The sequence below is a fragment of the Petrotoga mexicana DSM 14811 genome, assembly GCF_002895565.1.
Taxonomy (GTDB): domain Bacteria; phylum Thermotogota; class Thermotogae; order Petrotogales; family Petrotogaceae; genus Petrotoga; species Petrotoga mexicana.
Window position 1 is genome coordinate 105,157 of sequence record NZ_AZRN01000012.1, and the last position, 25,014, is coordinate 130,170.

General features: G+C 34.6%; 22 protein-coding genes. 17 read left to right on the plus strand and 5 right to left on the minus strand.

Going from position 1 to position 25,014, the window contains the following annotated elements; all coding sequences use genetic code 11:
• Window positions 1-3: 3 nt before the first annotated feature.
• The 3 genes from X927_RS03755 to X927_RS03765 form a co-directional block, all read right to left on the minus strand.
• The gene (locus tag X927_RS03755; protein ID WP_103076766.1) at window positions 4-1,320 is read right to left on the minus strand and encodes a bifunctional folylpolyglutamate synthase/dihydrofolate synthase; all 1,317 of its coding nucleotides are present in this window, start codon (window positions 1,318-1,320) and stop codon (window positions 4-6) included.
• The gene (locus X927_RS03760) at window positions 1,321-3,945 is read right to left on the minus strand and encodes a valine--tRNA ligase (protein WP_103076767.1); all 2,625 of its coding nucleotides are present in this window, start codon (window positions 3,943-3,945) and stop codon (window positions 1,321-1,323) included.
• Between the two features lie 79 nt (window positions 3,946-4,024).
• Complete coding sequence (locus tag X927_RS03765) at window positions 4,025-5,440, minus strand: MFS transporter (RefSeq protein WP_103076768.1); 1,416 nt, start codon at window positions 5,438-5,440, stop codon at window positions 4,025-4,027.
• A gap of 176 nt (window positions 5,441-5,616) precedes the next feature.
• Here X927_RS03765 and amrA point away from each other — a divergent pair, with 176 nt between their 5' ends.
• The 9 genes from amrA to X927_RS03810 all read left to right on the plus strand — a co-directional run bounded on the left by amrA (window position 5,617) and on the right by X927_RS03810 (window position 13,490).
• Window positions 5,617-6,138, plus strand: coding sequence for an AmmeMemoRadiSam system protein A (gene amrA, locus X927_RS03770; RefSeq protein WP_103076769.1), 522 nt, complete (start codon window positions 5,617-5,619; stop codon window positions 6,136-6,138).
• Between the two features lie 19 nt (window positions 6,139-6,157).
• A complete protein-coding gene (gene amrS, locus X927_RS03775) occupies window positions 6,158-7,156 on the plus strand; it encodes an AmmeMemoRadiSam system radical SAM enzyme (protein WP_103076770.1) in 999 nt (332 codons plus the stop codon).
• The gene (locus X927_RS03780; RefSeq protein WP_103076771.1) at window positions 7,129-8,166 is read left to right on the plus strand and encodes an FAD:protein FMN transferase; all 1,038 of its coding nucleotides are present in this window, start codon (window positions 7,129-7,131) and stop codon (window positions 8,164-8,166) included. The genes amrS and X927_RS03780 overlap by 28 nt, the downstream gene beginning before the upstream one ends.
• A gap of 6 nt (window positions 8,167-8,172) precedes the next feature.
• Window positions 8,173-8,547: a NusG domain II-containing protein gene (locus X927_RS03785; protein ID WP_103076772.1), complete on the plus strand. Its 375-nt coding sequence runs from the start codon at window positions 8,173-8,175 to the stop codon at window positions 8,545-8,547.
• Window positions 8,541-9,062 carry a Gx transporter family protein gene (locus tag X927_RS03790; protein WP_103076773.1) on the plus strand — a complete coding sequence of 174 codons (522 nt, stop codon included), beginning with the start codon at window positions 8,541-8,543 and terminating at the stop codon, window positions 9,060-9,062. The genes X927_RS03785 and X927_RS03790 overlap by 7 nt, the downstream gene beginning before the upstream one ends.
• Window positions 9,043-9,615: a Maf family protein gene (locus X927_RS03795; protein WP_103076774.1), complete on the plus strand. Its 573-nt coding sequence runs from the start codon at window positions 9,043-9,045 to the stop codon at window positions 9,613-9,615. Before X927_RS03790 ends, X927_RS03795 begins: the two co-directional genes overlap by 20 nt.
• A gap of 295 nt (window positions 9,616-9,910) precedes the next feature.
• Complete coding sequence (gene radC / locus X927_RS03800) at window positions 9,911-10,579, plus strand: RadC family protein (protein ID WP_103076775.1); 669 nt, start codon at window positions 9,911-9,913, stop codon at window positions 10,577-10,579.
• Window positions 10,572-11,804: a tetratricopeptide repeat protein gene (locus tag X927_RS03805; protein WP_103076776.1), complete on the plus strand. Its 1,233-nt coding sequence runs from the start codon at window positions 10,572-10,574 to the stop codon at window positions 11,802-11,804. Before radC ends, X927_RS03805 begins: the two co-directional genes overlap by 8 nt.
• 459 nt (window positions 11,805-12,263) lie before the next feature.
• On the plus strand, window positions 12,264-13,490 hold the full coding sequence (locus X927_RS03810) for an adenosylhomocysteinase (protein ID WP_103076777.1): 1,227 nt from the start codon (window positions 12,264-12,266) through the stop codon (window positions 13,488-13,490).
• A gap of 29 nt (window positions 13,491-13,519) precedes the next feature.
• On the opposite strand, the gene glyA is transcribed toward X927_RS03810, so the two are convergent.
• Window positions 13,520-14,791 carry a serine hydroxymethyltransferase gene (gene glyA, locus X927_RS03815; RefSeq protein ID WP_103076778.1) on the minus strand — a complete coding sequence of 424 codons (1,272 nt, stop codon included), beginning with the start codon at window positions 14,789-14,791 and terminating at the stop codon, window positions 13,520-13,522.
• 373 nt (window positions 14,792-15,164) lie between these two features.
• Between glyA and X927_RS03820 the strand changes: the two genes are divergently transcribed.
• The 5 genes from X927_RS03820 to X927_RS10375 all read left to right on the plus strand — a co-directional run bounded on the left by X927_RS03820 (window position 15,165) and on the right by X927_RS10375 (window position 20,766).
• Window positions 15,165-17,063, plus strand: coding sequence for an OPT family oligopeptide transporter (locus X927_RS03820; protein WP_103076779.1), 1,899 nt, complete (start codon window positions 15,165-15,167; stop codon window positions 17,061-17,063).
• 42 nt (window positions 17,064-17,105) lie between these two features.
• A complete protein-coding gene (locus X927_RS03825) occupies window positions 17,106-17,471 on the plus strand; it encodes a PqqD family protein (RefSeq protein ID WP_103076780.1) in 366 nt (121 codons plus the stop codon).
• Window positions 17,472-17,484: 13 nt separating this feature from the next.
• The gene (locus tag X927_RS03830; protein ID WP_103076781.1) at window positions 17,485-18,942 is read left to right on the plus strand and encodes an aminoacyl-histidine dipeptidase; all 1,458 of its coding nucleotides are present in this window, start codon (window positions 17,485-17,487) and stop codon (window positions 18,940-18,942) included.
• A 168-nt stretch (window positions 18,943-19,110) separates the two neighbouring features.
• Complete coding sequence (locus X927_RS03835) at window positions 19,111-20,628, plus strand: sodium-dependent transporter (protein WP_103076782.1); 1,518 nt, start codon at window positions 19,111-19,113, stop codon at window positions 20,626-20,628.
• A gap of 15 nt (window positions 20,629-20,643) precedes the next feature.
• Window positions 20,644-20,766: a hypothetical protein gene (locus tag X927_RS10375; RefSeq protein ID WP_281255676.1), complete on the plus strand. Its 123-nt coding sequence runs from the start codon at window positions 20,644-20,646 to the stop codon at window positions 20,764-20,766.
• A gap of 222 nt (window positions 20,767-20,988) precedes the next feature.
• Here the strand turns inward: X927_RS10375 and X927_RS03840 are convergent, their stop codons facing one another.
• A complete protein-coding gene (locus X927_RS03840; protein ID WP_103076783.1) occupies window positions 20,989-21,435 on the minus strand; it encodes a CGGC domain-containing protein in 447 nt (148 codons plus the stop codon).
• A gap of 305 nt (window positions 21,436-21,740) precedes the next feature.
• Here X927_RS03840 and X927_RS03845 point away from each other — a divergent pair, with 305 nt between their 5' ends.
• Genes X927_RS03845 through X927_RS03855 form a run of 3 tightly spaced genes read left to right on the plus strand, consistent with a single transcriptional unit; the run spans window position 21,741 to window position 25,003 of the window.
• The gene (locus X927_RS03845) at window positions 21,741-22,982 is read left to right on the plus strand and encodes an aminotransferase-like domain-containing protein (protein ID WP_103076784.1); all 1,242 of its coding nucleotides are present in this window, start codon (window positions 21,741-21,743) and stop codon (window positions 22,980-22,982) included.
• A gap of 27 nt (window positions 22,983-23,009) precedes the next feature.
• On the plus strand, window positions 23,010-24,098 hold the full coding sequence (gene buk, locus X927_RS03850) for a butyrate kinase (RefSeq protein WP_103076785.1): 1,089 nt from the start codon (window positions 23,010-23,012) through the stop codon (window positions 24,096-24,098).
• Window positions 24,095-25,003: a bifunctional enoyl-CoA hydratase/phosphate acetyltransferase gene (locus X927_RS03855; RefSeq protein ID WP_103076786.1), complete on the plus strand. Its 909-nt coding sequence runs from the start codon at window positions 24,095-24,097 to the stop codon at window positions 25,001-25,003. The genes buk and X927_RS03855 overlap by 4 nt, the downstream gene beginning before the upstream one ends.
• The last annotated feature ends 11 nt before the right edge of the window (window positions 25,004-25,014 follow it).

A 25,014-nucleotide genomic window follows, 5' to 3' on the forward strand; every position in this document is an offset into this window, starting at 1 on the left:
TATCTACAATGCTACTAAATTAGTAGATATTAATTCTTTAATTTTTCCAAGGAGATACAAAGAACCAGTGAAAAAATAAATATCACTTTTTTCTGATAAAAGCTTATTGAAACCTTCCGAAGGGTCTTTTATAAACTCAACATTTTTGGAATGCTTTTTAAATTCTTCATATATTAATTCGGGATGTCTTCCCCTTTCGGTAGGAACTGATGTTACAATAATTTTATCAAAAACTGAAGCAAAAATTTGTGACATTTTTTTGTAGTCTTTATCATCCAATATCCCAATCAAGGCAATTTTTTTCTGAGTAGGAAAGTAAAGATTGATGCTTTTTTCTAATTGCTGGGCAGCAGCAAAATTGTGGGCACCGTCGAAAACTATCTTTTTACCGTTTATTTCTGTGTACTCAAACCTACCTTCCCAATAAAAGTTTGCCATAGCTTCTCGGATTTTCTCAATAGATAGAGCTTTTCCAAATTTTTGCATAAACGCTTCTACTACTGCCAAAGATGTTGTAACATTTTCCATTTGGAACGTCCCGTTGGCACCAAAAATCAGATCTTTAAATTCAGAATTGATACCATAATAATCTAACATATTATTGTTAATAAAATATCTATGGTTGGTAGAATTAAAATCTTTTCCATGTTCATAAACCTTTTCTGCATTGACTTCTTTAGCTTTATTTAAGATAACTTTTTTTGGGCTTTCGTCTATGTTTCCCAATACCAAAAAATTATTTTTCTTTATGATGCCTGCTTTTTCATAAGCTATCGCTTCAAGAGTATTACCTAAGGTTTTGATATGGTCTTTAGATATAGAGGTTATCACTGAGACATCAGAATTGATAACATTAGTAGCATCCAACCTTCCTCCTAAGCCCACTTCAATGATTCCTACATCCACTTTTTGCTTTTCAAAATACTTAAAGGCCATAGCTGTTGTTATTTCAAAAAATGATGGTGCATATTCTTCACCTTTCAGATCCATTTTTTTTATTTCTTCTTCAATCTCATTGTATATCTCCACAAATTCTCTCTCAGAAATGTTTTCCCCATTTATTTTTATTCTCTCGGTTAATGAAACCAAATGTGGGGATATAAAGGTTCCAACTTTCATTCCATTATATCTTAAAATTTGTGAAAGTGCGGTGGTAACACTTCCTTTTCCGTTAGTACCTGTAACGTGTATACTTTTGAACGAATTCTGCGGGCATCCTATACGTTTAGTTAATTCTTCTATCCTTTCGAGACCTAATTTCACCTTGAAATTTGCTGCTCCTCTTTGATAAAGATAATCAACTAAATTGGTAAATTCCATTTAACTAATCTCCTTTAAGAGTGTTTGCAATTTTTGATATTTTTTCTCACTTTCTTTCAAATCTTCTTTTGTTTTTTCTACTACATCCGGATCAGCCTTTTCGACGAAATTTTTATTTGATAATTTTTTATTATATAATTCTATATCTTTTGCTAGCTTTTCCAATTTTTTTGTTAACCTTTGTTTCTCTGTATCGATGTCTATGTAATCACCTAAAGGTATGTAAACTTCTACACTTTCATCTACATAAGCAGTGGCAGATTTTGCTGGTTTCACTTCAGTTTGAGTTATATCTTTCAAAAAAGCCAAATGTTTAATTAAACTTATGTTTTTTTCTATAAAATCGTTGTTTTTTGCGACAATTTTGTATTTCAAGTCAACCTTTTGTGTTTGGGGTATATCCATTTCGGCTTTAACGTTCCTTACACCCTTAACTAACTCCATAATCTTCAAGAATACCTCTTCTGATTCAGGATAAATATTATTCTCGTTACTCTCTGGCCACTTAGCGCTTATCAATAATTCTGAATCTTTCTCTATAGGCAATTTTTGCCATAGTTCTTCCGATATATAAGGCATAAAAGGATGTAATAAACGTAATGAAGAATCAAAGACTTGCAGAATAACATTTTGTACTACCAATTTATCTTTACCACTCGAATTTAACCTATTTTTTGAGGCTTCTATATACCAATCACATAATTCATTCCAGAAAAAATCATATAGTTTTCTTGCAGCTTGATCGTAGTTATAAACTTCTAAATCTTTGGATATTTCTAGTATTGTAGAATTCAATCTGGTTAAAATCCATTTGTCTTCGATTTTTAAATCTTCTTCTTTCAGTACAATTTTCTCGTAGTCTTCCATATTTAAGAGTACAAATCTAGCGGCGTTCCATATTTTATTTGCAAACTTTCTGTAGGCATCGAAGGATCCAACATCTAATTTAATATCTCTTCCTTGAGCAGCTAAAATTGCTAAAGTAAATCTAACAGGATCCGTTCCATATTCGTTAATTACTTCTAAGGGATCTATACCGTTGCCCAACGATTTAGACATCTTTCTTCCATATTTGTCTCTTATCAATTGATGTAGGTAAACATCATGAAAGGGCTTCTCCCCCATGAACTTTTCTCCCATCATTATCATTCTTGCAACCCAAAAAAAGATTATATCAAATCCGGTGACTAACAAATCGGTTGGATAGAATTTTTTAAGATCTTCCGTTTTTTCGGGCCATCCTAGGGTAGAAAAAGGCCAAAGAGCTGAAGAAAACCACGTATCTAGTACATCTTCATCTTGTTTTAGATCCGTAGAACCACATTTTTCACACTTTTTAACGTCTTCGACGGATACATTCACATGCCCACAGTTTTGGCAATACCAAACTGGGATTCTATGTCCCCACCAAAGCTGTCTTGATATACACCAATCCCTTATTTCATACATCCAGTTAAGATACACTTTTTTCCATCTTTCGGGGTAAAATTTTATTTCATCATTTTCCACTACTTGTATTGCTTTTTCTGCTAAGGGTTTCATTTTCACAAACCATTGATCCAAAAGAAGAGGTTCTATAACGGTGCCACATCTGTAACAATGACCGACTGAATGAGTATAATCTTCCTCTTTTTCTAATAATCCCTCTTTTTTCAAGTCTTCGACTATTCTTTCTCTAGCTATATACCTATCTAATCCAGCGTACTTGCCGCCATTTTCGTTTATCTTTGCATTTTCGTCTATAATTTGTATTCTTTCCAAGTCATGCCTTAAACCAATTTGGTAATCGTTGGGATCATGGGCAGGTGTAACCTTGACGACACCTGTACCAAAGTTTGGGTCTACGTAAGGATCCGCTATAATTTTCAATTTCCTTCCGACAATTGGCAAAATAGCGATTTTTCCAACCAAATTTTTATACCTTTCATCTGAAGGATTAACAGCGAGAGCTGTATCTCCTAACATAGTTTCAGGTCTAGTGGTTGCTACAGTTACATAATTTTGAGTATTTTCAAGAGGATATTTTATATACCAAAGTTTGCCTTTTTCTTCGCTGTGTTCAACCTCATCGTCTGCCAGGACGGTTCCACAGGAAGGACACCAATTTACTATATATTTTCCTTTGTATATTAAACCTTCATTGTACAAAGAAACGAAGACCTTTCTTACCGCTTGGTTGAGCCCTTCATCTAAAGTGAATCTTTCTCTACTCCAATCGACAGAGGCTGCCAATGCTTTTATTTGTTCACGTATGTGATTACGATATTTGTTTGCCCAATCCCAAGTAATTTTTAAAAATTCTTCTCTAGTATAATCTTCTCTTCTTTTACCTTCTTCTTTTAAAAGATATTTTTCAACAACATGTTGTGTTGCTATCCCCGCATGATCTTCTCCGGGTATCCAAACTGTTTCCTTCCCTTTCATTCTATTGTATCTCACAGAAATATCCTGAAGAACGATATTTAAAGCATGACCAATATGTATTTTGCCAGTTATATTTGGAGGCGGAATTACTATACTGAACTTATCGTTTCCTTGTCTTGGCTCAAAGGAATGGGATTCTTCCCAAATCTTATACCATCTATTTTCAAGTTCGTGTGGCATATATCTTTTTCCAATATCCATTAATGCGACCTCCTAAATTTTTGATGAATGGTGTCAATCTAATTTTACACTCTATGCTTTATTAAATCAAAGATTGAATTTATTCCTTATCTTCTTTATTGTCATTTGTAACTACTTGATTTTTCTCTTCGTTTTCTACATCAACGGAAGGGGGAAGTTCACTTTTTTTGATTTTCCTTCTGTTCCTTCTGAATAAATCAAAAGGAAAATTGATTTCTCTTCTTTTAAACAAAGCTGCTTCGGGTGAGAATATCCCTTTATATCTGATGGGCTTTTCCATTGCCTCAACTTCAGTTAATAGAATAACAGATATGATCCTTAATATGAATCCTATAATAAAAATCAATTGAATCCCATGATAGGGGTCCCCCATAAAATGAATCTCTATATTTTCAAGATGGTTTGCTAAGAAACCTCCACTCAACGACCCAAAAATCGCTGCGATCCCGGCAACAAAAGAGTTGGCTGCGATATAATTTTCGGATGGCTCTTTGGATATTTCTAAGAGCAGGTTAAAAATAGCTAAGTTTATCGCCGACCACGCAAAGGCTGCAAAAATCGCATTTAATAATTCAATACTCCTATAATTCGTTGTATTCATTAAAAAGTACATCAACGGACTAAAAGTTGACAACAAAATCCCCAGACTTAGAACATTTTTACTACCAAATCTATCTGCTACTATACCATAAAACAAATATAAAAAAATAGAGATAACACTAGTTATTATTCCCATATTCCCAAGAAATTGATAATTTATATTCAAAATCGCCACTTCATAATAGGCAAAATAAGGCCTTGCAAATTCTATGGCAAAACTCCAAACAAACATAAAAAGGAGAAAATTTTTAAAGTTTCTATCTTTAAAGGGTGAAAAAATGTTTAGGTTAACGGAGTGATTTTTTTCGCTTTCTTCTGGAAACTCATGTTTCATCAGCAAAAGAGCTGAAAGAACAGAGAAAAATGCCATAAAACTTGTAACCAACAACAATCCTGTTTTAAAATTTGGAAATTCTAAAAACATAGAGTAAAGATACATCATAATTATACCAGTTATGGAAGCGAAAATATTACGAAGTCCAAAATATTTACCTCTTTGCTCAAAGGGTACTACGCTTCTAATCAAAACTGTCCAAGTGTTGCCTACGAATGTTCCGAAAAAAGAAAATAAAAGTATAATAATTAACATAATGTACTCAGATCTCACATCAAAAAAGATGAAAATGGGTAATAAAACAAATAAAGTTCTCGATATAAACGCATTTATTATCAAGCTTTTCTTCTTGGAACCAATGAATTGGTTTATTCGTGAAGAGAAAATCTGAAACATCTGTGCTATAATAGGAAAAGAGGTCATTATTGATATAAAAAGAGGAGATGCGTTAAAGTATAGAGCAAGAGTCGTAAAAATAAACCCTTGTGTACCGATAAAAAACGCGTTGTATGAACCTGCCTCTAAGATAGAGAGAAACCTTGTTTTTGCATATTTTGCCATATTTATTTTTCTCCTTGCTACTATATTTATTATTTTATTTTTGAAGTGTAGTCGTTTGAAAATATATTATAATTCACCAATGAAAAATAAAGTTTACTTTCTAATTTAATAAATGTTATTTTTGTCTTTGAATGAAATTCGCCTTGAATCGTTTTTAAATTTGAGAGGTGATAATATTGAATGAACACCATCCATATGTAATTTGGGCAAGAAAAGTGATAGAAGCATATGTAAAAGAAAAAAGAAAAATAGATTTTGATGAAACTCTTCCAAAGGATTTATTTAACAAAAAAAGAGGTTGTTTTGTGAGTCTTCACAAAAGCTCTGGAGAATTGAGAGGTTGTATTGGTACCATTATGCCCGTTTACGATAATTTAATCATGGAGATAAGAGAAAATGCGATCGCTGCTGCAACAAGTGATCCACGGTTTCCTCCTCTTTCGCCAAAGGAATTAGACGATCTAGTTATTTCTGTTGATGTTCTATCGGATTTAGAAAAAGTTAACGATATTAATGAACTAGATCCTAAAATCTTCGGAATAGTTGTTAAAAGTGGTTACAAAAGAGGAGTTCTTCTACCTGACCTAGAAGGAGTTGATACCGTAGAAGAACAATTGAGAATAACAAAATTAAAAGCGGGTATTTATAAAAATGAACCAATAGAAATATACAAATTTACTGTGGAGAGGTTTTTTTAAAATAATAGAGGTGAAGTAAATGAAAATTAATTCCTTGTTTTATGAGGAATTTAAAGACGATATTTTGAAATGCACCTTATGTCCTCGTCAATGTATATTATATCCTGGCAAAACAGGGATATGTGGGGTTAGGCAAAATATAAAAGGCGAGATGTATTCATTAAATTATGGGGACGTTACCAGTATAGCTCTTGATCCGATGGAGAAAAAACCACTTTTTCATTTCCATCCTGGAGAAAAAGTGCTTTCTCTGGGAACTTGGGGCTGTAATTTAAAGTGCCCTTTTTGTCAAAATTACGAAATTGCCCATCTGAAACCTGAATATCAAAAGAAAATATATCCTAAAGCTATCCCATCTTTAATGGAAAACTATGGCGTTCAAGGTGTTGCATATACATATTCGGAACCAATAGTTTGGTACGAATTCGTTTTAGATTCATCAAGGGAAGTTAAATATGCTAATCCGGACAACTACAATGTTTTAGTAACGAACGGATTCATAAACGAAAAACCCTTGAGACTTATGCTACAATATATTGACGCGATGAATATAGATTTAAAAGTATTTGACGATAAGAATTATATGAAAATATTAAAAGGAGGATTAGAACCTGTTAAAAAAACAATAAAAATAGCTTATGAAGAAGGCATTCATACTGAAGTAACAACATTGGTAGTTCCCAAAGTAAACGATAATTTGGAAGAACTAGAAAAAGAATTTTCTTGGCTATCAAGCATTTCTAAAGATATTCCCCTACATTTATCACGATATTTTCCGGCATATAAATATAACGAGCCACCGACAGATATCAGCTTTTTAGAAAAAACTTATAAGCTTGCAAAAAAATATCTCAATTTTGTATATCTTGGAAACATTTTGTCTCCAACATACGAAAATACTTATTGTCCAGATTGCGGAACACTCCTTATTCAAAGAAAAGGATACGACATAAAAATTGAAAATCTAAATGAAAATGGAGAGTGTAAAAATTGCGGCAGAAAAATATGCACAGTTTAAGAGTATATCTGTATATAATTGCACTTGGTGTAGGAATATTTTTATTATCATTGTTGTTATTTTCTAAACCCACCCCAGTTTACGAAGAAAAAGAGTTCCCAGTACTAGGCACTATTGTACGAGTAAAAGTAGCTGGAGAAAAAGTATCTTCAAATGTTTTATTGAACACAGCAGAACAAGAGTTGTATAGATTACACAGTAAATTTAGTCCCAACGTTGAAGGTAGTGTAGTCCAACAATTAAATACTGACAGAAAGGTTGAAGTCGACGAAGAGGGATTATTTTTATTTCAAGCTGCCTACAATTACGCAGTAATAACAGGTGGAGCTTTCGACCCTACAGTAAGGCCTCTACTTAAATTGTGGGGATTTGATGACATAAATTCTACAAAAAAAGTTCCAACCCAAGAAGAAATCAATAAAACACTAGAAAACGTTGATTATAGATTCATAAAAATTGACGAAGAAAACAGAGAAATCACTTTACTAAAAGATGGTGTTGAAGTAGACTTAGGAGGAATAGCCAAGGGATATGCAATTGATTTAGTCATACAAAAAATTAAGGAAATAGATCCAGGGGCTACAGGTTTTGTTGATGCGGGGGGAGATATTGGAATAATAGGTCCAAAGTTTGGAGAGCTTGCCTGGGTTATAGGGATAAGGGACCCTTTTTCACAAGATGCCTTAAAATCCATAGATACTATTTATTTAACAAGCGGTGCGGTGGCTACATCTGGAGACTACGAAAGATTTTTTGTCCAAGAGGGTAAAAAATATCATCATATATTAGATCCAGAAGATGGATACCCTGCAGAAAACGCATCCAATGTGACTGTGATAGCAGAAAAAGCAATGGTAGCGGACGTCTTTTCTACTGCTCTTTTTGTTTTAGGATACGATAACCCTGCCTTAGATTATTTCACGGATTTTGGCATTCAAGCTTTGGTTATATCTCCAACGGGAGAAAGCACCGAGACCAAAGGTTTTGACTATTTTCGGGAGAAAATGTGATAGTCTATGAAATTCACTAAGAAAAATGATTTGTACCTACTTTTAGTTGTAATATTGTTAGTTTTAGTGATGATTGTTATAAACGCTTATCCAAAAAAGGGAATAAATGGCGCAGAAGTTTACTTAAAAGGAGAAAAGATTTTACAAATAACAAAAGAAGGCACTTACAGTATAAAAAACGATGAAGGTGAGTTATTGATGAATGTAGAATACATAGATCAAAAAGTTAGAGTTACCGATTCATCATGTCCTTTGAAAGTTTGTGAAAATACAGGATGGGTAGAAAATCCTAATCAACCAATTATTTGTATTCCAAATGAAATAATTGTTAAACCATTAGGTACCGAAGATGACACAGGGATTGATATCTATACATGGTAAAAAGAACAAAAACAATATCTCATATAGCGATTTTAACAGCATTAGCCTCAGCAATTTACTATGTTGAATCCTTTTTACCCATGCCTGTTTCTGTGCCAGGTGCCAGATGGGGATTTTCTAACTTTCCTTTGTTGTTGTCTGTAGTAAGTGGAATTAGCGTTACTAATACCTTGTACATAGCCCTTTTAAAAACGTTGCTTGGTTCAATACTAAGTGGCAGATTTTTATCTCCCATGTTTTGGATGGGATTAGGAGGTTCACTCGCCAGTGCTTTATCTATGTCCATATCCTTCAAATTTACCAATAAATTTGGTATTTTAGGGATTAGTGAAATAGGAGCCTTTTTCAGCAACGCTGTACAATTAATTATCGCCAGTCTTTTTATTGTTAAATCACCTAATATTTTTTGGTATTTCCCTTACATGCTTTTTTTTGGTATATTAACGGCATTTATAAACGCAACAATTGTGAATTATATTTTAAGGAGTGTGAACCTTGATAGATTCAAAAGTTAAAATAGTTTTAGGATCCTCATCCCCTCGAAGGCAAGAACTTTTAAAATTAATAACAAAAAATTTTACGATCAGAACAGCTAATACTGATGAAACTTATAACTCTACAAAACCTTCTGAAATTGTGCAAGAAATTTCATTTAAAAAAAGTAAAAATATAGAAATTTCAAAGAGAGAGCTTCTGATAACGGCTGATACTATAGTAACTTTGGATGGAAAAATATTTGGAAAGCCTCACAACTACGATGAAGCTTTCAACATGCTTCAAACCTTATCAAATAAAACTCATTGTGTTTACACAGGAATAACTTTAAGATCACTGGAAAAATTCTCTTCTTTTTATGAGGTTTCGAAGGTAACTTTTTACAAATTGGATGAAGAAGTAATAGATTTTTATATAAAAAACAATAACGTCTATGATAAAGCTGGGGCCTATGCTATTCAAGATTTCGCTGCTGTTTTTGTAAAAAAAATCGAAGGTGATTACTATAACATAATGGGTCTACCTTTAGCAAAATTATACTGGCAATTGAGACAAATGTTGGCTAGCTTATAAAATTTTAAATATTTTAAAAATTTCTATCAAAAACCTGGACACTTTAGTAATAAAGTAAATTTCAAAAATTAGTTTTAGATTTTTAAAGGGTTACAGGGCGGAGCCCCGACCCAATTGCGGGGTGGGCTGCGGGGCGAAGGGGCGCTAAAGCAGGCCAGAAGAAACATCCCGAAAGGGGTTCAAGGTAATTTACATTGATGAAGATATTTTAAAAAATTTTGAATTCTAGGGATCCTGTTTAAAGCATGTTTTAAAGTTTCTAATGATAGTATAAAAAACTGAAAAGGAGAGAATAATGGAAGATGAACTAAGACCAAGAGAGAAACTAGAAAAATATGGCCCGCAATCTCTTAAAGACGAGGAACTTATAGCCGTTATCCTAAGACATGGAGTTAAAAATTATAACGTATTTGATGTTTCTAAACAGATATTAAAAAAGTATAAAACATTGAGTCATTTGGTCGATATATCACTTGAAGAAATATCAAAAGAAAAAGGAGTAGGAAAAGTTGGTGCAATAAATCTAAAAGCTGCTTTAGAAATAGGAAAAAGATATCACCTTCAAAAGTTGCGTCAAAAGTACCAAAAGGTAACATCTCCAGAAGAAGCATACCATGTTTGTGAGGATATGATATATTTAACCACAGAGACAGTAAGAGCTATTTTTTTAGATTCCAAACTTCACATCATTACTATCAAAGATATTTCTAATGGAACGGTAAATATGTCAATTGCTCACCCGCGGGATATTTTTAGAGAAGCTATAATGTACAATGCAGTATCTTTCATTTTAGTACACAATCATCCATCTGGGGATCCCACACCAAGTATGCATGATAGGGACATTACGAAAAGAATCACGGAATCTGGTGAGATTTTAGGTATCAATATGAACGATCATATAATAATTGGAAAGGATTCTTATTTCAGTTTCACTTTGGATAGGAGTGAAAAAATTGACTGACAAAAATGAAAACAATAATGCAGAAAATAAATTGCAAAATTTATACAAAATAAAAGAAGAAATCGAAAAAGAATTAGAAAAAAAAGGCATAAGAAGACCTGATACGCAACAGAAAAAGAAAACAACTAGAACCATTTATAAACCTGACTACGAAATAGAAAAATTAAGTGTGTCAATAAACAATATAAATAATTGGTTCGATTTAACAATTTACGATATAGATCTATCGAACGAAAAACTATCGTATTTTTTTGAACTCAGGTTAAGTCACAAATCTCTTCAAGAATATTCAAACCAATTCGGCATGATGCACCTCTTCAGAAATGATTTTCAAAAAGCTGAAAGCTTTTTTGAAAGAAAGAACGACATAAATTCTAAGATAAACAAAGGTTTTTTGAAAATAATACGTGATGACGAAGACGCTAATAAATATTTTACTGAATTAATCAGTACACATCCAAAAAATGGCTTAGTATATTTAACTCTCAGTCTATTCTTTCTAAAAAGAAAAGATTTTTATAATGCTTATAAAATGATCAAATTGGCTAATTCTTTTTTAGATTATTCATTTATAAACATGGGATTGATCGCTTACGAGAAAGATTTTCAAAAATCTTTATCCTTTTTATCAAAAGCTTACCTTGAAGGGAAGGCAAAAAGGGTTGTAAATTTGATAAACTATTATGTAAGTCTATTTATTTCCGATTCGGAAAAAGCCCTCTCTACCTTAGCTCTCTTGAAAGAAGATAAAACTCCATGTATAAAATGTATCAAAACCTTATCGAGCTCTGAAAAAGTAGAACCTCCGAGTTATTGTCCTTTTTATGAAAGAATACTATTTCAAACTGGTAATCCTAAACCTTACAAGGCAGAAGATTCCGAACTTTACGAAATATTATTCTACAAATATTACCAAGAAAAAAATATACAACAATTTAATTTGTACGCTAAAAAAATTGAACGATATTTCAACAATGTTCCACTAATATTTTTACCATCAACAGAAACTACTTCTAAAAAAGTTATAACGGATCTATTTGCACAACACAAAACGGGAATCAAAATCAATTTAAAAGGTCCCAACTATTATGACAACCTAAACAAAGCGATAACAGATCTTAAAACTAAGTACCAAAAGAACTTTACATTCTTTTTAGATCTACCTTTTTATGAAGCGTTGAGATTATTATTTGGCTGGAGGTTATGCCAATATCTATACAGTTAAGAAGCGGGGCGAAGCCCTCCCCCCACCAGAGTCTAAGGGACCGCAGGTCCCTTCCATATAAGGGTGGGGAGAGGGGCGAAGAGGTTAAAATAAAGAATAAGCGCACTTTACATAAAAAATTTAAAAATCATTTTCAAAAATTAAGAATTTGATTTTAAAAGGGTCACAGGGCGAAGCCCTCCCCCCCACCAGAGTCTAAGGGACCGTAGGTCCCTTCCATAGAAGGGTGGGGAGCGGGGAATGGGAGCTAAAAAAATCTAAGTGCAACTTACTTAACAAATTGTGAAAAATCGCATCTCAAAATTAAGAATTTGATTTTAAAAGGGTCACAGGGCGAAGCCCTCCCCCACCAGAGTCTAAGGGACCGTAGGTCCCTTCCATAGAAGGGTGGGGAGCGGGGAATGGGCACTATATACAATGTTTTAGAGTATAATTTTTAAGAATAAAGGGAGGACTATTATGACTTCGCTAGCAGAAAACGGCAAAAAGAAAATAGAATGGGTAAAAAAGCACATGAAAGTCTTAAACTATTTAAAAAATCTATACCAAACAGAAAAACCCTTTGAAGGGATAAATGTAGCTATAAGCATCCATTTAGAGGCAAAAACAGCTTACTTAGGAATAGTTTTGCACGAATTAGGTGCCAACGTTGCAATAACAGGGAGTAATCCCTTATCCACGCAAGAAGATGTCGTGGAAGCTCTGAAAGAATATGGACTCAACGTCCATGCAGAAAGAACTTTAGATGAATCGGTCTATTGGAAAAATATCGATAAAATATTAGAAACTAACCCTAATATAATTTTAGACGACGGAGCAGATTTGGGAATAACCTTAATAGAAAAACACCCCGAAAAAGTAAGCAATCTTTGGGGAATATGTGAGGAAACAACCACAGGTGTAAAAAGATACAAATCCCTTTTCAAAGAAAATAAATTACCTGTACCTGTGATTTTAATAAACGACTCTTACATGAAATATTTGTTTGACAACAGGTATGGTACAGGACAATCAACGTGGGATGGAATTATGAGATCTACCAATCTTTCTGTTTCGGGCAAAGTAGTAGTTGTAGCAGGATACGGCTGGTGCGGTAAAGGTGTTGCTATGAGAGCAAAGGGGTTAGGCGCTAACGTAATAATAACTGAAGTTGATCCAATAAAAGCTAACGAAGCGATAATGGATGGCTTTAGGGTTATGAAAATGGATGAGGCGGTAAAATACGGTGATTTTTTTGTTACGGTAACAGGTGACATCGATGTAATAACGAAAAGGCACTTTTTAGAAATGAAAGATGGAGCAATTCTTTCAAACGCAGGACATTTTGATGTTGAAGTAAAGGTAAAGGATTTGGAAGAAATTGCAGTAGACAAAATCAATGTAAGAAACGGAGTAGAAGAATACAAATTACCAAACGGGAAAAGCGTATTTTTATTAGGACAAGGAAGACTGGTTAATCTAGTTAACGGCGACGGTCATCCCGCAGAAATAATGGACCTTTCATTCAGTTTACAATTAGAAGGTGCAAAATACATCAAAGAAAACCACCAAAATATGAAAGTAAATCTTTCCCCAGTACCTTATGAAATAGACGAAAAAATAGCACAAATCAAACTAAAAACATTAGGGATCGAGATAGACACCCTATCCGAAGAGCAGCAAGATTATTTAAATAGCTGGAAATAATATAAAAGGGACACCCGTAGGTGCCCCTCTTACTCTACAAGATCTGCATACATTGGGAAACGTTGACAGAGAGAAACAACATCTTTTTTTATTTCTTGAGCTAAATCTTTATCTATATTCCCTTCTTCATCAAGAACATTGTCTGCAACTTTTGCTATCATTGAAGCGATTTCTTTCATTTCTTCTTCTTTCATCCCGCGTGTGGTAACGGCTGGTGTACCTATCCTTATTCCACTAGTAACAAAGGGTGACAACTTTTCTTTCGGGACAGTATTCTTGTTAACCGTAATATCACATTGTCCTAAAGCCTTTTCAAGGGCTTTTCCTGTAATATTCAGCTCAGAGAGATCCACCAAGAACAAATGTGTATCCGTTCCACCTGAGACGATTCTCAAATTTTTATTGGAAAGTTCATTGCTTAAAGCCTTGGAATTTTTAACTACTTGTTTTTGATATTCTTTGAACTCTTCACTCATGGCTTCTTTAAAGGCAACAGCCTTTGCAGCTATTATATGTTCTAAGGGGCCGCCTTGTATGCCAGGAAAGATAATTTTATTGATCGATTTGTAAATTTCACTATCGTTTGTTAGAATAATTCCACCTCTTGGTCCTCTTAAAGTTTTATGTGTTGTTGAAGTGACAACATGTGCATACTCAACTGGGTTTGGATGAATACCAGCCGCAACTAATCCTGCAAAATGGGCCATATCAACAATTAAATACGCACCAACTTCATCGGCTATTTCTCTAAATCTTTTAAAATCTATTATCCTAGAGTATGCACTTCCACCTGCCACAATAACTTTAGGTTTTGCATTCTTAGCTATTCTTTCAACCTCATCATAATTGATTGTTTCTGTTTCTTCATCAACACCATAAGAAACGACATTGAACAACATACCTGAAAAATTTACAGGAGCGCCGTGGGTTAGATGACCACCATGGCTCAACGACATCCCCATTAACGTATCCCCAGGTTTCATAAGTGCAAGATAAGCACCCATATTTGCTTGAGAACCTGAATGAGGTTGAACGTTCGCAAACTTTGCTTTGAAAAGTTTTTTTACCCTATTTCTTGCAAGTGTCTCGACCTCATCTATATATTCACACCCTCCATAATATCTTCTTTTTGGGTAACCTTCGGCGTATTTATTAGTAAAAATGCTTCCTGCAGCTTCCATAACAGATTTTGACGCATAATTTTCTGATGCGATCAATTCTAAACCATACTCTTGCCTTTTAAGTTCTTTTTGAAGAATTTCATAAATTTCGTTATCAGAACCTTTTAAAGCTTCCCACACTGGCAACACCCCTTTTTTAAAATTGTAAGATGTCTAATATAAAAATCACATTTTAAATATTTTAACACACTATTTGATTTTCCAAAATAATAAAGATCAGTTATTATATCTCAATATTAAATTTTTATAATGAAATATTTTTCATGAAATTTTTTTCATAACACTAATAATTGTTCCTAATCGTTGATAAATGTCTGTAATTGTATGTAATCGAGTTTGACTTCTCTCAGTTATATTATTATAATGTAATTGCAGGATAAATAATGAAAAAGGAGGTGGTAAAGATAATTTTCTTTTCTGAAAATCTTATCTGATAAGTGTTTTAGACTTTCTAAAGACCATATATTTTACCTAACAAAGGAGGAGAAGTGAATTGGCTAAAAGGGAACAGAGTACGGAAGAGTTTAAACCGTTTATTTCTGCAGATCGAGTTTTACCTGAATTTACCAAAACTTCACTTGTTTTAGGGATTTTATTAGCTATTGTTTTTGGTGCTGCAAACGCTTACTTAGGGTTAAGGGTCGGAATGACTATTAGTGCGTCGATTCCAGCAGCTGTTATTTCGATGGGTATTATTCGTGGATTACTCAAAAAAGAATCGATTTTAGAGAACAACATGGCTCAAACAATTACCTCTGCTGGAGAATCCGTTGCGGCAGGAGCCATCTTTACAATACCAGCTCTTTATATTTGGTCGAGCGAATGGGGGACGGAATCACCAAGTTTACTGTTGATCACGATGATCGCTCTTGTTGGAGGGGTTTTAGGGGTTCTGTTTATGGTTCCTTTAAGGAAAGCTTTAATTGTTAAAGAGCATGGAGTTTTACCTTATCCGGAAGGCACAGCATGTGCTGAAGTCTTAAAAGCAGGAGAAGAAGGTGGGCCAAAAGCGAAAACAACCTTCTTGGGTTTAGGTGTTGGCGCAATCTACAAATTTATAGCCGATGGATTTAAGTTATTTCCCAGTGAAATCGAAACTCCTATACCCGGATACAAAGGAGCCGCTATTGGTGCAGATGTTTTGCCGGCGTTATTGGGTGTTGGTTTTATTATTGGACCGCAGATTGCTGCTTATATGTTAGCAGGTGCAGTCATAGGTTGGTTTGGTTTTATTCCTTTAATTGATTATATTGGAAGTATGGGGGAAATTATTATGGCTCCTGCTAACGTCCCTATTAGTGAGTTAGGCTATTGGGGCATTTGGGATAGCTATATTCGTTACATGGGGGCCGGAGCTGTTGCATTTGGTGGTATCTTTAGCTTAATTAAATCTCTCCCAATGATAATCGAAACTTTTAGAGATGCAATGAAGGATTATTCAAAAGGCGTAGGTGAGAAGACAGATAAAAGAACGGATCAAGATCTTTCCTTGAAACTTATTTTGATTATCATTCTTGTGATTATTCTTACCATGATGATGCTACCAATCATTCCTGGTGGTTTTGTTGGTGCATTGTTAATTGCTGTTTTTGGCTTCTTTTTTGCGACTGTTTCTTCAAGAATCGTTGGTCTGGTAGGAAGTTCATCCAATCCGGTTTCAGGAATGACGATCGCAACTTTGATCATTACTGCCATTATCTTTAAAGCAACAGGAAATGACGGACAAACAGGAATGATTGCTACAATAACTGTGGGTTCGATCATTGCTATTATTGCGGCCATTGCAGGGGATACCTCTCAAGACTTGAAAACTGGTTTTATTGTTGGAGCTACTCCTAAAAAACAACAAATTGGTGAAATTATAGGCGTGGTAGCTTCTGCTTTAGTGATTGGACTTGTATTGGTATTACTGAATGAGGCATGGGGTTTTGGCTCGAAAGAGTTACCTGCACCACAAGCCACCCTGATGAAATTAGTCACTGAAGGAGTTATGGGAGGCAACTTACCATGGAATTTAATCTTTGTCGGTATGGGAATAGGAGTAGCCATAGAATTATTAGGTTTACCTGTATTACCAATTGCTATTGGTTTATATCTGCCTATCCATCTAAGTACCCCCATTATGGTTGGTGGTACTGTTCGCGGTATCTTAAATAGAAAATTGAATAAAAAAGAAGCAGATAAGCAAGAAATAACTCAAAGAATAGAGTCAGGAACTCTTTTTGCATCAGGATTAATTGCTGGAGAAGGTTTAATAGGTATCTTGTTAGCCGTATTTGCCGTTCTTGGTGTAGATCTCGCCCTTGGTATAAATTTAGGACCAATTGGTTCCTTGATTTTCTTTGGGATATTAACCTATATGTTAATGAGATTTTCTGTATTAAAAAGATAAACGCAAAAAATCATAAAAGAAAAGGGGATTAGTGGTAAAACGATGGTGAAAACAATTTCAAAGAAAGATAATTTTTTAGAATTGATCCCTATAAAAACAGAGCAATATAAAGCGATAAAGACTGAGACTGGAATCATTCAAATCCTCGTTCCTAGGAACGGTATGTTAGATCGAATTGTTAGAGTTTTTAAGAAGACTCCTGAGGTAATGAAAATCGATTTAGATGAATATGGTACATTTGTTTGGAATTTGATTGACGGGAAAAGAAATATCAAAGAAATTGGAGAACAATTAAACTTAGAATTTGGCGACGAAGTTGAGCCTCTTTATGAAAGATTGGTTATATATATCAATATTTTAAGAAATAATAAATTTATCACGCTGAGTAAGAATGAAAACAGCGAATGAAAGGAGCAGGTATATGAAAGGCAAATTAGAAGGACTTCAACCGGCATCTGTATTTAAACATTTTGAGGCAATTAGCAGAATTCCAAGAGGATCAGGGAATGAAAAGCAGATTAGCGATTATTTGACTCAGTTTGGAAAAGATCTTGGCCTTGAAGTAATTCAAGAGGAATCTTTGAATGTCATTATCAAAAAACCTGGAACAGCGGTGTATGAACAAGCTCCTACGGTTATTCTTCAAGGTCACATGGATATGGTTTGCGCAAAGAAAGAGGACTTTCCTTTTGATTTTTCCAAAGACCCGATTCCGCTTTTTGTTGAAGGAGATTATGTAAAAACAGAAGGAACTACATTAGGAGCAGATAATGGTATTGCTGTGGCGATGATTATGGCTATTTTAGAATCAAAAGAATTAGAGCATCCACCGCTCGAATGTTTATTTACAGTAGCAGAAGAAACAGGGATGGATGGCGTGCGGAATCTACATCCCGAACATCTATCCGGTAAGATTTTGATTAATCTAGACTCCGAAGAAGAGGGAAAGATGCTGGCCTCTTGTGCTGGAGGTGTGAGAAATGTCGTTTCGATTCCGATTGAGTGGAAAGAAGCTAATCCACAAAAACAATCCTACACTTTATCGATAAAAGGCTTACGGGGCGGGCATTCAGGGCTTGAGATTGATAAACACAGAGCAAACGCTATTAAATTATTGGGCAGAATTTTAAAAGTTCTTCACCAATCTTTTGATATTCAAATCGCCAACGTCAAAGGTGGAGAAAAAATGAATGCCATCCCGAAAATAGCGTCTGCCATTATTGTTGCTGATCCAAACAATCGAAATGAAATTGAAAACATGGTTGATACATATCAAAAAGTCTTCAAGAAAGAATTTGAAGCATCAGATCCTAATATTCAAATACAGCTGGATAAAATTGAATCAGTGAAGCGAGTGTTTGCAGATAGCACAAAAATGAATCTTATTCATGCCCTTCGTTTAATTCCTGCGGGAGTACAGACCATGAGCGCAAATATAGAGGGTTTAGTAGAAAGCTCAAATAATATTGGAACATTAGAAACAAAAGAGGATTTTATTATTTTAAGTAGTGCTGTTCGGAGCTCAGTAAGATCCTTAAAAGAGGAGATCAACGATCGTATTTCAAGTGTTTGTGATTTAATTGGTGCAAAAATGAAATTAGAATCGGATTATCCAGCATGGGAATATGAATCCAATTCAAAAATTCGACAGATTATGAATGAATTATATAAAGAATTGAACAATAACCAAGAAATGAAAGTTGATGCGATTCATGCTGGGTTAGAATGTGGTTTTCTACAGGAAAAATTGGGTAAAATTGATATGGTATCGATTGGACCAAATATTTACAATGCTCATACTCCTGAGGAATCATTAAGTATTTCATCAACGCAAAGAGTATACCAACTTTTAACTGAAGTATTAAAAAGAATAAAATAAAGGATAAAAAGAAATTCTCATACTAAAAAAGTGTGTTAAATTACATTTCTAGTAATTTAACACACTTTAATGAGGAGGTGAATCTTTCTTATTACAAACATTAAAAGATGATCAAACACTAGTTTCTGAAATACTTAAACACATATCGTACGAGGGGGTTTTAAAAAAATGGAAAGACAACAATGGGGTAATAGAGGAGCATTTGTACTTGCCGCTATCGGTTCTGCTGCAGGTTTAGGGAATATATGGCGTTTCCCTTATATAGTATACCAAAATGGAGGAGGAGCTTTTTTAATACCATACTTTATAGCTATTCTTACTGCGGGATTACCACTTCTAATTTTAGAATTTTCAATGGGACAGAAAAATCAGTTAGGTGCGCCAGGAGCGATGGCTTCTGTTAAGAAAAAATTCGGGAAGATAGGCTGGTGGACAGTACTATCGGCTTTTATTATTGTGACGTATTATGCTGTAATAATGGGATGGAGCATCGTTTATTTGGTAGATAGTTTTACAGGTACTTGGATAGACACTGGTGTTCAGGAATATTTCTATGAGAATGTACTCCAACTTTCTTCTGGACCCGGTGATCTAGGTGGATTTAGTATTCCTGTATTGCTTGGAGTTATTTTAACGTGGATATTAATATATTTTATCTTAAGAAAAGGTACAGAGAGCGTGGGCAAAGTCGTTTGGTTCACAGTTCTAGCACCTATAGGGTTGTTAGTGGTATTAATTGTTCGTGCTGTTACTCTACCTGGTGCGATGAGTGGACTCAATTATTTTTTGCAACCAGATTTCTCACGTTTGCTTGATTATCATGTCTGGATTGATGCTTATTCACAAGTATTCTTTACATTAAGTCTTGGTATGGGGATAATGTTTGCTTATGCAAGTTATCAACCAAAAGATTCTGATATAACTAATAATGCTTTAATAACAGTATTAGCTAATACAAGTATTAGTTTTATGTCTGGTATAGCAGTTTTTGGGACATTAGGTTATATGTCGGTAACTCAAGGGGTACCGATAAGCGAAGTAGCTACTTCAGGTATTGGCTTGGCATTTGAAGTATTTCCAACCGCTATCAAATTGTTACCTGGAGGTCCAGCAGTAGTTACAACTATAGGGGTGATATTCTTTTTAACTTTACTTACCTTAGGAATTGATTCAGCTTTTTCATTAGTTGAATCCAATATTACCGCTTTTGTAGATAAATTCAAGTGGGATAAAAGAAAAGTTACTCTATGGGTAATAGTTGTTTTGGGTATAGTAAGTTTACTTTTTACAACCAAAGGTGGTTTATATTGGCTTGATATAATTGACCATTATATAAACAATTATGGACTAGTCTTGGGAGGTATTTTAGAAGCCATTGTTATTGGTTGGTATTATTATCCTGAAAAGTTAAGAAGTTATGTTAACTCAGTTTCTGAATATAGGATTGGAAAATGGTGGAACACCATGATTAAATATATAGTACCAATCATATTAACTATATTTCTAATTTACAATTTTATTGGTGATATCACAAAACCATACGGAGATTACGCTCTGAGATACCAATGGTTAGGTGGTTGGGGGATGTTAATTGCTTTGCTTATTGTAGTTACTTTATTAAACAAGATAGGTAACAGAAATATCATAGAAGTTACCAATACAGATCAAGCCTTAGAAGAGAATTGAGAGGAGGAATTTAATATGACATCTTCAGCTATAGTTGTTCTTGTTATTGTCCTAGTAATTTTAGGCGGAGGATTATTTATCACGCTTAATAAAGCAATTAATTCTTCAAAAAATTCACAGAAGAAAAAGAAAAAGTAGTATCTTCTTACAAAAATATAAATAGGGTTCTTATACTTAAGTAGTGTGTTAAATTATATTTTCAATTTAACACACTACTTAATTTTCAGGTTTAATTAAGGCCAGTTATCACATCTCAATGTTAAATTTTTATGTAGAATCTGAAGGAAGCCATAGGCAAAGTCCTCGTCCATACAATTGGCCCTTTGCTTTTTTAACTGGCATACATGAATAGTCACAAACCTAATCATAATTCAAACGCGTGGTTTCATCTGTTAGAGTTGGAGCCAAAAGTGTTTCCCATTCCGGTGAGTCCCAACTTTTTAAATTTGAGTGTGTTATGTAGTATTTTTGAGGTATAGGATGAGTTCCAATCACGACTTTTACGCCAAATTTTTCTTCTATGAATTTTTTGAAGTAAGATACATAAGGACATGGAGGATACCCGACTATCATGCCTGTGGCTAAATGAATTACTTCTACTCCATTTTTTATCATTTCATCAGGAGCATATTCGATGTTTCCACCGGGACATCCACCGCACGTTGTGTATCCGACTATTTCAACTTCCTTTTCCTTGTAAATTTCGAAAGCCCCTTCACGTTTTTCAAGGGATCTAAAACATTTTCCTCCTGCACATGTACGATAACGATCGCATATAATGATCCCTAACTTGATCTTTTCCATCATTTACCTCCTTCAACGGGATAAAAGTTTTTCAACACAAACATTCCCAGATAATCCCTAACCTTCCCACAATTTCACATAATATTTTAACACACTGCTTAATTTTCAGGTTTAATTAAGGCCAGTTATCACATCTCAATGTTAAATTTTTATAATGAAATATTTTTCATGAAATTTTTTTCATATCGGCAATAATCGCTTCTAATCGTCAATAAACGACTGTAATCGTCTGTAACCGAGTTTGACTTCTCTCGCTTATGTGATTATAATTGAATTGTAGGATAAATAACGAAAAAGGGGGATAAAATATGAACCTTGAAAAAAAGTTTTCACAAGTTGCAAGAACTGCAAAAGCAAGCATTATAAGGGAATTATTGAAGGTAGCTTCTGATCCAGAGATGATATCTTTTGGCGGAGGGGTGCCCGATCCAGAAACTTTTCCTCGAGAAGAATTAGGAGAAATTGCTGCAAAAATTGTTAAAGAAGAATACAAAATAACTCTTCAGTATGGTCCTACTGAGGGAGACAACGAGTTAAAAAACGCTTATATAAATCTACTAAAAAAACACGAAGGAATAGAAGGCGTATTCCCTGAGAATATGTTGATAACTGTTGGTTCCCAGCAAGCTTTGCAATTGGTAGGGTTGGCTTTGCTTGATGAAGATTCTTACTGCGCGGTAGGAAAACCGGTCTATTTAGGTGCAGTCAGTGCTTTTAGACAAATGTTTCCAAAATTTTTGGAAATACCGCTGGAAGATGATGGAATGAATGTCGATATCCTTGAAGAAAAGTTAAATGAATTGGTAAATAATGAAGAAATTGATAAGTTTAAATTCGTTTACGTAGTACCAACATTTCAAAATCCTGCAGGGGTAACTATGTCACTAGAAAAAAGAAAGAGATTAATTAACTTAGCACATAAATATGACTTTTTGATTGTTGAAGATGATCCATACGGTGCGTTGAGATTTGAGGGAGAGTCAATTCCTTCAATTTACTCTCTCGAACCAGAAAGAACGATCTTATTGAATACCTTTTCTAAAATTTTGTGTCCCGGTTTGAGAATTGGGATAATTATCGCTTCAAAAGATTTAGTAAGAAAGCTTACAATCCTTAAACAAGGTGTAGATCTATGTACCCCATCCTTGACACAGAGATTAGCCGCTAGATACCTCCAAGCCTATGATAGGATCCAACAGTTAAAACCCACATTAGAACTTTATAAGTCAAAGAAAGATACGATGTTGAACGCTCTAGAAAAGGAATTCGGTGATATGCAAGGGGTAAGCTGGACTCGCCCGGAAGGCGGCCTTTTCATATGGTTAACTTTTCCTGAATGGGTAGATACTATGGAAATGTTTGAAGAAGCAAAGAAGAACAAAGTATTGTACGTTCCAGGAGAAGCATTTTATGTAAACGAGGTCGAAAAAAATCACATGCGATTATCTTTCTGTCTTCCTTCACACGAAGAAATAAAAGAGGGAATAAGAAGATTGAGAAAAGTTGTAGAAAATTATGTAAATGCGAATTCGATGCGGAGCAAATCCTAAAAAACTAATTGTAGGAGGAGCTTTTTTATGTATAAAATATTGGTCATAAATCCAGGTGCAACGTCCACGAAGTTGTCGATTTTTGAAGATGATAAAGAAGTAATCTCGGAAAGTATCGAACACTCCAGTAGTGAGATTGAAAATTGTAAAACGATTATGGACCAACTGCCCTTTCGTAAAAAATGTGTAGAGGATTTTCTTAAAAGATGCAACATATCTATCGATGAATTAGATGCGATAGCTGCTAGAGGGGGGATACTCCCTCCCATGAAAAGTGGAACTTACCGTGTGAATGAGGATATGGTTAATTATCTTAAAACCAAAACAAGAGTTGAACACGCATCGAACCTAGCTGCTGTAATAGCCTTTGAACTATCAAAGAATTCCTCGAAAGACTTACCTGTTTTCATTACCGATCCTATTTCTGTTGATGAGTTTATCCCGGAGTCGAGAATTTCAGGAATACCACAACTTGAAAGACACAGTTTATTCCACGCTTTGAACATGAAAATAGTTGCAAGATTCGCTGCTAAAGAATTGAACAAAGAATATGAAAAATGTAATTTTGTTATAGCTCACTTAGGTGGTGGAATCTCCGTTGGTGCCCAAAGAAAAGGCCTTATGATTGATGTTAACAATGCAACAGATGAAGGTCCTTTTAGCTCGCAAAGAACGGGAGAATTACCAATGAGGGACCTTGCAAAATGGATTTTTAAAAACATGTCTTCTTACTCCAAAAATGATGCCACATCTACATTTGTAGGAAAAGGAGGTTTGTTTGCGTATTTAAAAACACCAAGTTTAAAAGACGCTTTAAAGCTCGCAGAAAAAGATGAATATGCAAAATTAATTGTAGAAGCCATGGCGTACCAAGTTGCAAAGGAAATAGGTGGCATGGCAGCAATCTTAGGCGGAAATCTCGATGCTATTATACTAACTGGTGGAATGGCTCATAGCGATTACTTTGTTGAATTGATCAAAAGAAGGATCGATAAGTTAGGAGTGGTAATGGTTTACCCTGGGGCTTATGAGATGGAAGGACTCGCCTTAGGAGCTTTGAGAGCGCTCAAACAGTTGGAAGATACTAAAGTATGGGAGGGTGAAAATATTTCATGAAAATTGAGAGTATTAGACAAATTATCGAATTAGTAAAAAATGAAGGTAGATCAAAAACGATTGCGGTGGCAGCAGCTGAAGATGATGTTGTCTTGAAAGCCGTTCAAAAAGCTAAGGAAATTGATTTATGTAACTTTATCTTGTACGGAGATAAAACAAAGATCCAACAGATAGCAGAAGAAATCGGACTTGATACCACCAACATAGAAATCAGAGATGCTTCAACTCCTCTTGAAGCAGCAAAAGGCGCAATACAAGCCGTTGCCAACGGAGAAGCTGATCTACCTATGAAAGGAAAACTTAACACCTCTGAGATTTTATCGGTATATTTAAAGGATGAATATGGTTTAAAAACTGGAAAAACGATGAATTTAGTTTGTGTCTTTGAAATACCTAGATACCACAAGTTGTTGATAATCTCTGATGCCGGCATGGTGATAGCTCCAACTCTTGAACAGAAGGTTGATATTATAAACAACGCTGTATCAGTTGCACATAAGTTAGGTATACAAACACCAAAAGTAGCTGTTGTAGGGGCATTGGAACAGGTTAACCCCAAGATGCCTGCAACAGTAGACGCAGCGATATTAACTCAAATGTACAGAAGAGGGCAGATAAAAGGGTGCATAGTAGACGGACCATTCGCTATGGACAATGCTATATCTAAAGAAGCCGCTATACATAAAGGAATAAACAGTGAAGTCGCTGGAGATGCGGATATATTAATTATGCCGGATATAGAAGCGGGAAATATATTGTACAAGACCTTAGTATATTTCGCCGATGCAAAACTGGCAAGTTCAATTGTAGGAGGCAAAAAACCGGTAGTTTTAACATCGAGAGCAGATAGTGATGAATCCAAACTCAACGCTATGGCGTTTTCAATCCTGATGTCTACAATTTAAAAAGGAGAATT